Origin of the sequence: Paenibacillus arenosi (genome assembly GCF_014841135.1) — a bacterium.
Taxonomy (GTDB): domain Bacteria; phylum Bacillota; class Bacilli; order Paenibacillales; family Paenibacillaceae; genus Paenibacillus_B; species Paenibacillus_B arenosi.
In genome coordinates, this window is sequence record NZ_JACYTN010000001.1 from 45,266 (window position 1) to 58,193 (window position 12,928).

12 protein-coding genes are annotated in these 12,928 nt (G+C 44.2%); all 12 read left to right on the forward strand.

The genetic code is table 11. The features are described from left to right. Positions 1–30: 30 nt before the first annotated feature. Entirely contained in the window at positions 31–999 is a 969-nt protein-coding gene (locus IFO66_RS00180; protein ID WP_225445397.1) for a PhoH family protein, read from the forward strand. Between the two features lie 15 nt (positions 1,000–1,014). Then, a complete protein-coding gene (locus IFO66_RS00185; protein ID WP_192023162.1) occupies positions 1,015–3,351 on the forward strand; it encodes an HD family phosphohydrolase in 2,337 nt (778 codons plus the stop codon). A gap of 37 nt (positions 3,352–3,388) precedes the next feature. Further along, positions 3,389–3,886 (forward strand): rRNA maturation RNase YbeY, encoded by a 498-nt coding sequence (gene ybeY / locus IFO66_RS00190; RefSeq protein WP_192023163.1) that lies wholly within the window; start codon positions 3,389–3,391, stop codon positions 3,884–3,886. After that, complete coding sequence (locus IFO66_RS00195) at positions 3,886–4,260, forward strand: diacylglycerol kinase family protein (protein WP_192023164.1); 375 nt, start codon at positions 3,886–3,888, stop codon at positions 4,258–4,260. Before ybeY ends, IFO66_RS00195 begins: the two co-directional genes overlap by 1 nt. A gap of 63 nt (positions 4,261–4,323) precedes the next feature. Further along, the gene (cdd, locus tag IFO66_RS00200; RefSeq protein WP_192023165.1) at positions 4,324–4,761 is read left to right on the forward strand and encodes a cytidine deaminase; all 438 of its coding nucleotides are present in this window, start codon (positions 4,324–4,326) and stop codon (positions 4,759–4,761) included. Positions 4,762–4,972: 211 nt separating this feature from the next. Beyond that, positions 4,973–5,878, forward strand: coding sequence for a GTPase Era (era, locus tag IFO66_RS00205; RefSeq protein WP_192023166.1), 906 nt, complete (start codon positions 4,973–4,975; stop codon positions 5,876–5,878). A 119-nt stretch (positions 5,879–5,997) separates the two neighbouring features. Next, positions 5,998–6,135 (forward strand): YqzL family protein, encoded by a 138-nt coding sequence (locus tag IFO66_RS00210; protein ID WP_192023167.1) that lies wholly within the window; start codon positions 5,998–6,000, stop codon positions 6,133–6,135. 29 nt (positions 6,136–6,164) lie between these two features. Then, complete coding sequence (gene recO / locus IFO66_RS00215) at positions 6,165–6,968, forward strand: DNA repair protein RecO (protein WP_192023168.1); 804 nt, start codon at positions 6,165–6,167, stop codon at positions 6,966–6,968. 382 nt (positions 6,969–7,350) lie between these two features. Beyond that, on the forward strand, positions 7,351–8,238 hold the full coding sequence (gene glyQ, locus IFO66_RS00220) for a glycine--tRNA ligase subunit alpha (RefSeq protein ID WP_192023169.1): 888 nt from the start codon (positions 7,351–7,353) through the stop codon (positions 8,236–8,238). Then, positions 8,231–10,306: a glycine--tRNA ligase subunit beta gene (gene glyS, locus IFO66_RS00225; RefSeq protein ID WP_192023170.1), complete on the forward strand. Its 2,076-nt coding sequence runs from the start codon at positions 8,231–8,233 to the stop codon at positions 10,304–10,306. The genes glyQ and glyS overlap by 8 nt, the downstream gene beginning before the upstream one ends. Before the next feature lie 238 nt (positions 10,307–10,544). Then, complete coding sequence (locus IFO66_RS00230; RefSeq protein WP_192023171.1) at positions 10,545–11,030, forward strand: YaiI/YqxD family protein; 486 nt, start codon at positions 10,545–10,547, stop codon at positions 11,028–11,030. A gap of 36 nt (positions 11,031–11,066) precedes the next feature. Then, positions 11,067–12,896 (forward strand): DNA primase, encoded by a 1,830-nt coding sequence (gene dnaG, locus IFO66_RS00235; protein ID WP_192023172.1) that lies wholly within the window; start codon positions 11,067–11,069, stop codon positions 12,894–12,896. Positions 12,897–12,928 lie beyond the last annotated feature (32 nt).

Consider the following 12,928-nt stretch of genomic DNA (forward strand, 5'->3'; position numbering starts at 1 on the left):
TCATATGACTAAGGCAAGGAGACTGAGATTTTGTCGCAACAACAAACAGTGAAACTTTCATTAGAGAATGCAGCTGAAGGTCTCGCACTATTCGGACCACAAGACAAGTATTTTAAGCTTATCCAATCCCATACCGAAGTCGAAATATCGTCACGTGAAGCAGAGATTGTCCTGACAGGTGATTCTGAAGAAGTGGAGAAGTTCAAGCAGTTGTTTGAAGTGCTGCTCCAACTTATTCGCAACAATGTTGGGTTATCAGAACGGGATATGATGTACGCACTTGAGTTGGCAGAGCAGTGGAAGGTCCATGAGCTGTTAGATTTGTTTAAGGGAGAAGTGGCTCATACATACCGTGGCAAGCCGATTCGTGTTAAAACAATCGGTCAACGTCACTACGTTTCTTTGATTAAGAAGTTAGATGTCGTATTCGGGATTGGACCTGCGGGTACAGGTAAGACGTACCTTGCTGTTGTTTTAGCGGTTACTGCGCTGAAGGAAGGGGCAGTTAAGCGGATTGTTTTGACACGTCCGGCTGTGGAGGCAGGAGAGAATCTAGGCTTCTTGCCGGGAGATTTGCAAGAGAAAGTAGATCCTTACTTACGTCCTTTGTATGACGCCTTGCATGATGTGATGGGTCCTGATCAAGTCGCTAAGGCACTAGAACGAGGGTTGATCGAAATTGCGCCTTTGGCATATATGCGTGGGCGTACATTGGATGATGCATTCATCATCTTGGATGAGGCGCAAAATACGACTCCTGAACAGATGAAAATGTTCCTGACGCGTCTTGGTTTTGGCTCGAAAATGGTCATTACAGGCGACGTTACGCAAATTGATTTGCCTAGGGGCAAAAATTCAGGACTTGTCGAAGCACATAAAGTGCTTCGAGATATTGAGGAGATTGGCTTTATGCATTTTGCTGAACAAGATGTCGTTCGTCATTCCTTAGTACAAAAAATTATTGTTGCTTACCAGAAGGAAAGCGAAAACCAAGGATAGAGAGGGTTGTTCTCTATGCTAGAAGCTCAAAATAACGGTAATAAACGAAGAGTGCGTCCTGTGAAAACGGGAGGATGGAAATATAGCTTAGGCATGCGTATTGTATTATTCGTTGTCCTAACGATATTTATTTATTTTTCTCTCGCACCTAAAATGCTTCCAGAAAAGTATGATATTCAAATCGGTAGTCCGGTAGAGAAAAATATTGTCGCTCCCATGCAAATTAAGGACAAGCAGGCGACGCTGAATGCTCAAGAAGAGGCAGCTGAAGGTGCACCACCTGTTTATCCAATTGTGTCGATCAAGAACGATCGGTTAATTGATAATATTTTTAATCGGATCGAGTTGTTGAATCAAGATGAGCAGCTATCTTTCTCTGAGAAAGTGGATTTGTATCGGCGTGTGATACCACAAATGTTCGATGATTATATTCGTACATTTATTTTGACCAGTCGCAATGCCAATACCTATTCTGCACAGTTGTTAGAAGAAGTAACAAAACGAATTGAAGAGCAGAAATATCGGGTGCCTGAAGAAACGTACATCAAAATGGCACGTCTTTCAAAAGAGGACATTGCTGAAATGAAGGTCGTAGCTCGCGATATTGTTAGTAAGTTAATGGCTGATTCCATCGCAGATGCGGCAGTAGCCAGAGCCAAAGTAGCGGAGTATGTCAATACAAGTTCATTGGATAAACGTGCAGAACGTGAAGTTGTTCAGGAGCTTGTTAGGTTAGCCATTACACCAAACAAGTTCTATGATGAGGAAGCTACGAAGAAGGCGAAGGTAGATGCTCGTGAAAATACCGCCGAAGTATTTATTAAGCAAGGTGAGCTTATTGTTCAAAAAGGCGAGATTATCACAAAAGATATGTACGATCTACTCAAAGAAAATGGTCTGTTGAAGACGGAAGTGAACTTATGGCCTCAATTTGGGCTGCTGCTTCTTTCAACGCTATTTATTGTGCTGCTAGTTATGTTTATGCGCCAGGCTAGCCATACTCATTTTAAGTACAACAACTCACAGCTGTTGATGCTGTTGTTGATTTTCGTCATTAATATTATTTTGATGGAAATTGTTTCATTTGCACAAACAGAGACAACTGCTTATATCGGTTATGTTGCTCCTGTCGCGCTTGGCGTAATGCTTATAACACTGCTGCTTGATGTCTCGCTTGCTTATGTCTCGGCTGTACTCTTCAGTATTATTGCGAGCATATTGTTAAATACTCATCAAAATATGCTGTTTGATTTCAACTATGGTCTGTTTGCGCTCGTTGTCTCTTATGCATCGATCTTTGCTATACATCGAGCAAGTCAGCGCTCAACCATACTAAAGGCTGGAATTATGATATGCATCTTTGGTGGTTTAACTGTATTGACTATAACTATGCTTAATGGTTTGCCATTGAACAGCAAAGAAACATCTTTGGCTGCGGTGTTTGCTTTTAGCAGTGGTATTGTGACGGCTGTATTGGTCATTGGGCTTATGCCGTTCTTCGAGGTTACATTCGGCATATTGTCAGCATTGAAGCTGGTCGAGCTGTCTAATCCTAATCATCCACTGCTTCGGAAGCTGTTGACAGAAACACCGGGCACTTATCATCACAGTGTGATGGTTGGTAACTTAGCGGAACAGGCAGCGGAATCCATTGGAGCAAATGGTCTATTGTGCCGAGTTGGTGCATTTTACCATGATATAGGTAAGACGAAGCGTCCAAGTTACTTTATCGAGAATCAGACCAATATCGATAATCCACATGATTATATCGATCCGAAGCTGAGTACTTCGATTATTGTCGCTCATGCTGGTGATGGTGCGGAAATGCTGAAAGAATACAAGCTGCCAAAGCCAATACGAGATATTGCAGAACAGCATCATGGAACAACATTCCTGAAGTATTTTTACCATAAAGCATTGAAGCAGGCTGAAGAACAAGGGGAAGAGCCGGATTTCACAGCGGATGATTTCCGTTATCCTGGACCTAAGGCGCAGTCAAAGGAAGCAGCAGTTGTCGGTATTGCGGATTGTGTTGAGGCAGCGGTTCGTTCGCTTCGTCAACCGACAGTGGAGCAGATCGAAAATATGATTCAAAAAATCATTAAAGATCGACTTGATGATAACCAGTTTAATGAATGCGACTTAACGATGCGTGAACTGGATATGGTTGCTCATTCACTAAAGGAAACGGTAATGGGTATTTTCCATTCTCGTATTGAATACCCGGATGCTGCGAAGAAACAATCAGAGTTGGCTAAAGGTGACTCCAAAGCAGTTGCAGTTAGCCAGTCTAACCCTGATAACTCGTCTGGGGAAGAAACAGCTGCTGCTACGAAAGACACACTGAAGTAATGATCAAATAAGCAAGGCAAGAAGGAGAGTTTAATTGATGAACATCAAGTTAGAGTGGAGCAACGAACAGTCCATTTACCCTATTAGCGAAGCATTAATACAAAAGTTGGAGCGTTTGCTTGAAGAAGCGGCTCAGATGGAAGGGATCGTGGAAGGTGAAGTAGCGCTTACATTCGTCGATGATGAACGCATCCATGAACTCAATCGTGATTATCGTCAAATTGATCGTCCAACAGATGTGCTTTCGTTCGCATTGAATGAGTCTGTGGATGAGGAAATGGACATTTTGTACGAAGTAGAAGATGAGCAGGAGTTAGCCTCTTTAGGGGACATGCTTGGAGATATCATTATCTCTACAGAACGCGCTCATGCTCAGGCTGACGAATATGGTCATTCACTGGATAGAGAAATTGGCTTCTTGTTCGTGCACGGATTCCTTCATTTGATCGGTTACGACCATCAGGATGATGAGAGTGAACGTGTAATGATGGACAAGCAGGAAGCGGTTCTCTCCAAGATCGGGTTGACACGATAATGGACTGGCGTCATAATTGGCGTCGAACGTTCCAAGCGGCAATAGACGGGATTAAGTATGCATATGCTACGCAGCGCAATATGCGAGTGCATATATATGCTTCTACCATTGTTATACTGCTTGGCATACTGTTAGGTGTTAATACGAGCGAGTGGCTATGGCTCTTGCTTAGTATCACAGTTGTAATCGCAGCAGAACTCATGAATACTGCAATTGAAGCAGTAGTAGATATGGTCATGCCGGATCAGCATCCGCTGGCTAAGATAGCGAAAGATACCGCCGCCGGAGCCGTTTTGGTAACGGCGGCGTTCGCCGTTATAACCGGAGCTATTATATTTGGTGGGCGATTCGTAAGTATGATTGGTACACTGTAAATTTTGTTGTAATATGAAGATGTGAGGATTTATATCCAATCCTGAATATGAGGAGTTGACATCATGGATAAACAACAATTGATGGAATTGGCAAGACAAGCGAGGGAGCGTGCTTACACGCCATATTCGCACTTTAAGGTAGGTGCTGCCTTGTTGGACAGCGAAGGAAACGTTCACATGGGCTGCAATGTAGAAAATGCTGCTTATGGTCCTACTAATTGTGCAGAGCGGACGGCATTGTTCCGTGCAATCGCGGATGGCTGTAGCGCGAAGTCTTTCAAAGCTATCGCAGTCATTGGAGACACCACTGCTCCTATAACTCCTTGTGGGGTATGTCGTCAAGTTCTAGTTGAATTATGTTCTGCTGACATGCCCGTTTACATGGGCAACTTGAACGGTCAATTAGTAGAGACTACGATTGGTGAATTACTCCCGGGTGCATTTGATGTATCCAGCCTAGACAGTTCAGCTTCACGTGCTGAAGGCTTGGCAAATAGCTAATAGAGGATTAATTTTGTTACTGCACACGAAAAGGGAGCAGAATCAGCCTGAAGAAACGTAAGTGTTCGCCTTTGTAGTCAAGTTCTAACCTTATGTATACAATAAAAAGAGAACTTGATTACGACGGCGCTCGGAAGCTTGATCTGCTCACAACTAGTAGGCAAACACTGTTATTATAAAGAAAAGTTATAAAGAAGATTAGGAGTACAACATGAACAATAAATCATCTTACAAATCCGGATTTGTCGCAATCGTAGGTCGTCCAAATGTGGGGAAATCAACACTGATGAACCATGTTATCGGCCAAAAGATTGCGATTATGTCGGATAAACCACAAACGACGCGTAACAAAATTCACGGTGTTTATACGCAAGAATCATCTCAAATCGTATTTTTGGATACTCCGGGTATTCATAAACGCACATCAAAGCTTGGTGACTATATGAATCAGGTAGCGCTCAACACGTTGAATGAAGTTGAGGCAGTGCTGTTCTTAGTGGATGTTGCTGCTGGTTTTGGCGGGGGAGATCGTTTTGTAATTGAACAATTGAAACAAGTTAAAACACCGGTTATTCTTGTCATGAACAAAATTGACCAAGTTCGCCCTGATGAAGTACCTGCGATGATTCAGCAGTACAATGCAATGCATGAGTTTGCGGCTATTGTTCCGATATCTGCCTTGCAAGGAAACAATGTAGATCGTTTGCTTCAAGTGCTGCACGGCTACTTGCCAGAAGGACCACAATACTATCCAGATGATCAGATCACGGATCATCCAGAACAATTCGTTGTGGCAGAGCTTGTTCGTGAAAAAATATTGCATGCGACACGTGAAGAAATTCCACATTCTATCGCTGTAACAATAGAAGATATGCGTGTGCAGGAAAATGGTGTAGTCTACATTTCAGCTGTTATTTTTGTTGAGCGTGACTCCCAAAAAGGAATTATTATCGGCAAGCAAGGTGCCCTACTTAAGCAAGTAGGTAAGCAAGCCCGTAGAGACATTGAGACGCTACTTGGATCTCGTACATTTATCGAGTTGTGGGTCAAAGTGAAAAAGGACTGGCGTAACCAAGATCGTGTGCTCAAGGATCTAGGATTCCGTCACGACGTGTAGCAGACAACATATCACTTATACATCCAGCACATGTCCATTTTTTGCAAAGGATAATCCCCTTCTGCTAGCACATGCTAGTGTTGAAGACAACGTCATGTCCGACGAAAGGGGATAACACAATGCGTGATTTCTCATGGAATGTGTTCGCAATGACTGGTGATGTAGATGCATATTTGTTGTATAAGCATATAGCTCAGGTTCGAGATGCTGTTCCTATAGACGTTGAACCTGTGCAACCGTCAGAGCATGCGGAGTAAGTGATCGCTTGTCACATGGGAGGGACAAGGTGTTATATCGCATAGAAGGTATTGTCATCCGCAGTATGGATTATGGGGAAGGCAACAAGATTATAACGCTGTGTACGAAGTCTCACGGCAAAGTAGGCGTGCTCGTTCGCGGGGCCAAAAAAGTACGCAGCCGCCATGGTGCAGCCACACAATTGTTTACGTTTGGTGAGTATGTATTTTTTCGCGGTATGGGCTCGATTGGCACTTTGAACGCATGCGAAATTACGGAACCGAATCATAGGCTACGAGAACAGCTCCATCTGGCGGCGTACGCGTCGTACGTGGTGGAGCTTGTTGATCGTGGATTGCAAGATGAAGAAGCCGGGGGCGCGATGTTTGATCAATTGCTTGCCTATATGCGAGCGATTCGAGCAGGCAAAGATGCGCAGGTAACGACGCATATATTTGAAATGAAGCTGTGCCAAGCTGTAGGGGTTGCCCCGTCTGTAGACAGTTGCGTGGTCTGTGGTAGAACTGATGAGTTAACGGGGTTTGGATGGAGGCTTGGAGGAGCGATTTGCTCGCGATGTCGACCTCGTGAACATAGCCGTTACATTTGTTCAGGCAACATACTGAAGCTCATGCAAGTCTTTATTAAGACGGATTTACGAAGACTGGGTGATATTACGCTCAAACAAGAAACGAAACTTCAGCTTCGAGACTGCATGCGTGGTTATATGGATACTCACATAGGGGTTCGTTGTAAATCGCTGCAATTCCTTGAACAGATGGAGAAGTATGATCTTGCTCCACTTCCATCTGTTGATAAAGCAGTGGAGGAGCAAGGGGAAAACAGTGAATGATAATCTAAGTTGTCCTTCCACTGCATTGCTTGACTAAAGTTGAGTCATTCGATATGATATAATTTATTAATCAATTTAATAACATGCAGTGATGAAGTAAGTAGTTCGATCCTCAATTCGATAATAGCGATTCAGGGATGGTGGAAGCCTGAGCGAATGGACGAATGAAACGGCACTTCGGAGCATGGATAACTCAAAGTGGATAATTGCGAATTGATGGAGTCACGTTGGAATCGCGATTATCAAGTAGGGTGGAACCGCGGGATACAACTCTCGTCCCTATGTCTGGCAGCAGACGTAGGGGCGGGAGTTTTTTTGTATACTCACACTCGTGCTCATAACGTCAGAGCTGAAACTATTCGTGTAAGGAGTGAACAGTCGCATGAATTTTCAACAAATCATTTTGACTTTGCAAAATTTCTGGGCAAAGCAAAACTGTATCATCGTGCAGCCGTATGATGTCGAAAAGGGTGCCGGTACGATGAACCCAATGACATTCCTTCGTTCTATTGGGCCCGAGCCTTGGAATGTTGCTTATGTAGAGCCTTCTCGTCGACCAGGAGACGGTCGTTATGGTGAGAATCCGAACCGTCTTTATCAGCACCATCAATTCCAAGTTATTATGAAGCCTTCACCAGACAACATTCAAGAATTGTACTTGGAAAGCTTGCAACAGCTTGGCATTGATCCTTTGGCACATGATATCCGCTTTGTAGAGGATAACTGGGAATCGCCGACACTAGGTGCATGGGGACTAGGCTGGGAAGTATGGCTTGACGGCATGGAGATTACACAGTTCACTTACTTCCAACAAGTAGGTGGAATCGATGCGAATCCAGTAGCAGTAGAGATCACATACGGACTAGAGCGTCTAGCATCTTATATTCAAGAAAAAGAAAATGTATTCGATCTGGAATGGGTAGAGGGCATTACTTACGGTGATGTATTCCTACAGCCTGAATTCGAGCACTCTAAATATACATTTGAAGTTAGTGACACAGCGATGTTGTTCAATTTGTTCAACACGTATGAGCAAGAAGCGAAGCGTGCGATGGATGAGCATTTGGTATTCCCAGCGTATGATTATGTGCTGAAATGCTCGCATACGTTCAACTTGTTGGACGCACGTGGTGCAATCAGTGTAACAGAGCGTACAGGATTTATTACACGTGTACGCAACTTGGCTCGCCAAGTAGCAGCTACTTACTATGAAGAGCGCGAGAAGCTTGGCTTCCCGTTGTTGAAGAAGGGAGAGAACCAAGATGCCTAAACATTTGCTCCTAGAACTAGGACTTGAAGAAGTGCCGGCGCGTTTCGTACGTGGTGCTATTGAGCAGTTGCAAGAGCGTGTGGAGCGTTGGTTGGAGCAATCTCGTATTGCCCATGAAGGCGTCAAAGCATATGCAACTCCACGTCGTCTTGCTATCGTTGTACAACATGCAGCTGACAAGCAGACAGATGTGCATGAGGAAGTGAAAGGACCTGCTCGTAAGATTGCTGTAGATGATCAAGGGCAATGGTCTAAGGCTACACTTGGTTTTGCTCGCTCTCAAGGCGTAGATCCTGAGCAGCTGTTCTTCAAAGAGTTGAATGGTGTTGAATACATTTACGCAAACAAAAGCAGCATTGGTACGGATACGGCTGATGTGTTGGCAGAAGGCTTAACAAGCATTGTTCACGCGATGACGTTCCCTAAAAACATGAGATGGGGCGGCTATGAAATGCGCTTCGTTCGCCCAATTCGTTGGGTTGTCGCGTTATTTGGCAGTGACATCATTCCTATCGAATTTACCGGCGTTCAAGCAGGTAATGTATCACGCGGACATCGCTTCTTAGGTGAAGAGACTGTCATTACAAGTGCTGAACAATACGTAGAGCGTCTTCGTGAACAGCACGTTATCGTTGATATAGAAGAGCGTAAAGCACTTATCGTCAGCCAGTTGGAGAAGCTAGCTGCTGAGAAGCAATGGAATATTTCTATTAAGGAAGACTTGTTGGAAGAGGTATTGTTCCTTGTTGAATATCCGACTGCGTTGTTCGGTACATTTGATGAGTCATTCCTTCATATACCACAAGACGTACTCATTACTTCGATGCGAGAGCACCAGCGCTACTTCCCTGTACTTGATGCACAAAATCAATTGCTGCCTTATTTCGTCACAGTACGCAATGGTGATGATAAAGGTCTTGATATTGTTGCAAAAGGCAATGAAAAAGTTCTTCGCGCTCGTCTGTCCGACGCGAAATTCTTCTATCAGGAAGATCAAAAGCTTCGCATTGAAGATTGCGTGAAGAAACTCGATTCTATCGTGTTCCACGAAGAGTTGGGTACGCTTGGAGACAAAGTACGTCGTATTCGTGCGATTGCGGATAAATTGGCAGCAGTCGTTAAGGCTGATGATCAGGTAACTGTGCAAGTAAGCCGTGCAGCCGATATCTGTAAATTCGATTTGGTTACGCAAATGGTATACGAATTCCCTGAGCTGCAAGGTCAAATGGGTGAGGACTACGCGTTGAAATTGAATGAAGATGCTGAGGTGGCACGTGCGATTAACGAGCACTATAAGCCTCGTTTCGCTGGTGATACAGCACCGGCTTCACTTGTCGGTCAGCTTGTAAGCTTGGCAGATAAAATGGATACGTTGGTGGGCTGCTTTGCAATTGGTATTATTCCGACTGGTTCCCAAGACCCATATGCATTGCGCCGTCAAGCTACAGGTATCGTACAAATGATTGTGGAACAAAATGTACCGCTTACTTTGTCACAATTGTTCGATGTTGCACTGGATGTGCAGGAACAAGCACAATTATTGAAACGTAATCGCGTTGACGTACGTAATGATTTATATGACTTCTTTGGTCTACGTGTCAAAAATGTATTGTCCGAGGAAGTTCGCTATGACGTAGTAGACGCTGTGCTGGCAGCTGGTTACGATGATGTGAAGCTTACGATTGCACGCGGTAAGTCCTTGATGAATGCTGTTCAGCAGGAGGCGTTCAAGACAACAGTAGAATCCTTCAATCGTGTTGCTAACTTAGCAGCTAAGGCTGAGCATGCAGATGTGAAAGAAGAGCTGTTTGAGCAAGATCAAGAACGTGAGCTGTATGTAAGCTGGAAATTGGCACATGAGCAGATCGAGCGTTCGATTCAACAGCCTGAACAAGTTCTAATCGAGCTTGGCAAGCTGGAGCAGCCGATTACTGCATTCTTTGACGATGTCATGGTTATGGCCAAGGATGAGGCAGTGAAAAATAATCGTCTAGCTCTGTTGAAGCTGATTGCGAATGATCTTTATCGCTATGCTGATTTCTCTAAGTTAGTGTGGGCGTCTGTCTAAAGTAAACCTGATTGCAGAATGCGGAATGTGCAGAACAGGCTAATGTTCAGCTCATTCCGCACTTTTTTCTGCTTGTTCGACAAAATTCTACAAAAATTTATAGAGTTCACTTCTTACAAGCAGGATTTTTCATGTTGGCAGCGTATATAATATAGACGATACTGATTCGTTGCACAGTTGTGTCCTTAACAACTTGCAATTATTTGTATCCCAATTATGACTAGCAGGCGGATTAAGCATGGAGAAAAGGATGTCCTTACATCGCATTATTGTCGATGCGGATGCTTGTCCAGTAAAAGTCGAAATTATGACGATTGCTGAACAGTATCACGTTCACGCTTTATTTATAGCTTCTTACGCCGCATATCAGAATAACTCACTATCATCCAGTTATGTCCGCAGTATTTATGTGGATCAAGGCTTTCAAGCAGCAGATATGTATATTGCAAACGAAGCGCGGTCAGGTGACATAGTCGTGACGAATGACTATGGATTGGCCGCGCTATGTTTGCCCCGGGGATGCAACGTATTGACGCCTCGAGGAAAAGAGTTACATATTGGCAATGTGGATGAACTGCTTGAACAACGCCATTTTTCTGCTAAGGCACGGCGAGCAGGCCAGCGTACGAAGGGACCAAAAGCAATGACGCTCGAGGATCGAGAGAAATTCCAACATGAACTGACAAAAGTTTTGCTCAGGCAGCAGGAGAACCACTCCCTCTAGCGAATTAGTATTACGTGTTTCTATGAAGGTGATAATATGGTGAATGGAAATGGACCAATCCCTGAGCACTTTATTGATGAAGTGCTCACTCGAAATGATATTGTGGACGTTGTCTCCAAATACGTTCATCTTTCGAAACATGGTAAATATTTAAAAGGACTTTGTCCTTTTCACTCGGAGAAGACCCCGTCTTTCACCGTTACGCCTGACAGACAGATATACCATTGTTATGGTTGCAATGCTGGCGGCACCGTGATTAAGTTCCTTATGGGAGTCGAAGGGTTTACCTTTCCAGAAGCGGTCAAACAGTTAGCTGAACAAGCGAACTTGAACTTTCAATGGGGGGATATTTCCTTTGAACGCAGCCCGCAAAGCGAGCTGAAGGACAAGATGATTGAAGCTCACGAGCTTGCCGCTAAGCTGTATCATTATATTTTGATGAATACGGCTCATGGTCAAGAAGCCCTAAGTTATCTGCGAGATCGAGGTATCAACGATAAGCTGATTGAGCAGTTTCAGATTGGCTATGCACCAACACAATGGGATACGCTTGTACAATTGCTGGAGAAGCGCGGCTTCTCGCTAGAAGCAATGGAGCAGGCGGGACTATTATCTGCGAAGCATCAGCAATCAGGCTATGTCGATCGCTTCCGGGATCGAATTATGTTTCCAATATGGGATCGAAATGGGAAGGTTATTGGCTTCGGAGGTCGAATATTGGGAGAGGGACAACCCAAATATTTAAATTCACCTGAAACATTGCTATTTAACAAGTCTAAGCTCATCTACAATCAGCATTTGGCACGACCACATATGAAGCGTACAGGACAGCTTGTTTTGTTCGAAGGCTATGCGGACGTCATTCAGTCCTGGGATGCTGAAGTATTCAATGGTATAGCTACGATGGGAACCGCTCTTACTTCAGAACATGTCAAGCTTATGAAACGGATGGTCGAACGCGTTATTATCTGTTATGACGGAGATAATGCGGGACGAGCAGCTGCAAGCAAAGCAATCCCATTGCTGGAGCAAGAGGGATTGGATGTATCTGTAGCGATGCTTCCTAACAATATGGACCCGGATGATTATATTCGAGCCAATGGAGCAGAGCGATTCAGACACGCCATCTTGTCTGCAGCAGTGTCGCCTGTTAAGTTTCAGCTACTATCTTTACGCGGTGATCATATACTGCTAGAAGATGATGGTAAGCGCAGATACTTAAAAGAGGCATTGAAGCTGATTGCGCCAATCGAATCACCGACTGAGCGTGAGATGCATCTAGCGGAACTATCCAAGCAGATTGGAGTAACTATTGAGAGTCTTAAGCAAGAGTGCTTCGATCTAAGGCAGAAGCTGTTGCCAGGAGGCCGAGGGGATAATTCGGACGATTGGTGGAATAATGTTAGAAATGATAAGAGAAGTATGGCTCCTCCAGCATTATTACCAGCGTATGTCTATGCCGAGCGTACTTTACTCGGACTTATGTTTCAAGATGTAGAAGTAGCTGATTATGTTGAACAGCATCTTGGTGAAGGATTTAATACGGATGATCATGCGGCTTTAGCCGCTTATCTATATGCTTACTATGCGCAAGGGAAAGAACCGGACTTTAGCCGCTTTCTCGCAGCGCTGCATGACGATCGGTTAGAGCAGGTTGCGGCCTCGATATCCTTGTCGGAAGTGCCACTGCGTTATGATCATAGTGTGTTGGATGATTATATTTCCATTATACAAAAGGTTCCTCTCCAACGCGAGATTGAACGTTTACATGAGGAAATGATCCAAGCCGAGCGTGCGGGCGATTGGATGCGTGCTGCACAGATTGGTAAAGAAAAAGTGACCCTAGAGCAACAACTGAAGCGATAGCAACAGGAGAGCGATATCTAGGGAGGAGGGAG

Excerpts from the sequence above, each read along its gene's own strand:
- cdd (WP_192023165.1), top strand. The coding sequence starts at position 4,324 with ATGGATAAACAACAATTGATGGAATTGGCAAGACAAGCGAGGGAGCGT.
- ybeY (WP_192023163.1), top strand. The coding sequence starts at position 3,389 with ATGAACATCAAGTTAGAGTGGAGCAACGAACAGTCCATTTACCCTATT.
- era (WP_192023166.1), top strand. The coding sequence starts at position 4,973 with ATGAACAATAAATCATCTTACAAATCCGGATTTGTCGCAATCGTAGGT.
- glyS (WP_192023170.1), top strand. The coding sequence starts at position 8,231 with ATGCCTAAACATTTGCTCCTAGAACTAGGACTTGAAGAAGTGCCGGCG.
- glyQ (WP_192023169.1), top strand. The coding sequence starts at position 7,351 with ATGAATTTTCAACAAATCATTTTGACTTTGCAAAATTTCTGGGCAAAG.
- IFO66_RS00195 (WP_192023164.1), top strand. The coding sequence starts at position 3,886 with ATGGACTGGCGTCATAATTGGCGTCGAACGTTCCAAGCGGCAATAGAC.
- IFO66_RS00185 (WP_192023162.1), top strand. The coding sequence starts at position 1,015 with ATGCTAGAAGCTCAAAATAACGGTAATAAACGAAGAGTGCGTCCTGTG.
- IFO66_RS00230 (WP_192023171.1), top strand. The coding sequence starts at position 10,545 with ATGGAGAAAAGGATGTCCTTACATCGCATTATTGTCGATGCGGATGCT.
- IFO66_RS00210 (WP_192023167.1), top strand. The coding sequence starts at position 5,998 with ATGCGTGATTTCTCATGGAATGTGTTCGCAATGACTGGTGATGTAGAT.
- dnaG (WP_192023172.1), top strand. The coding sequence starts at position 11,067 with ATGGTGAATGGAAATGGACCAATCCCTGAGCACTTTATTGATGAAGTG.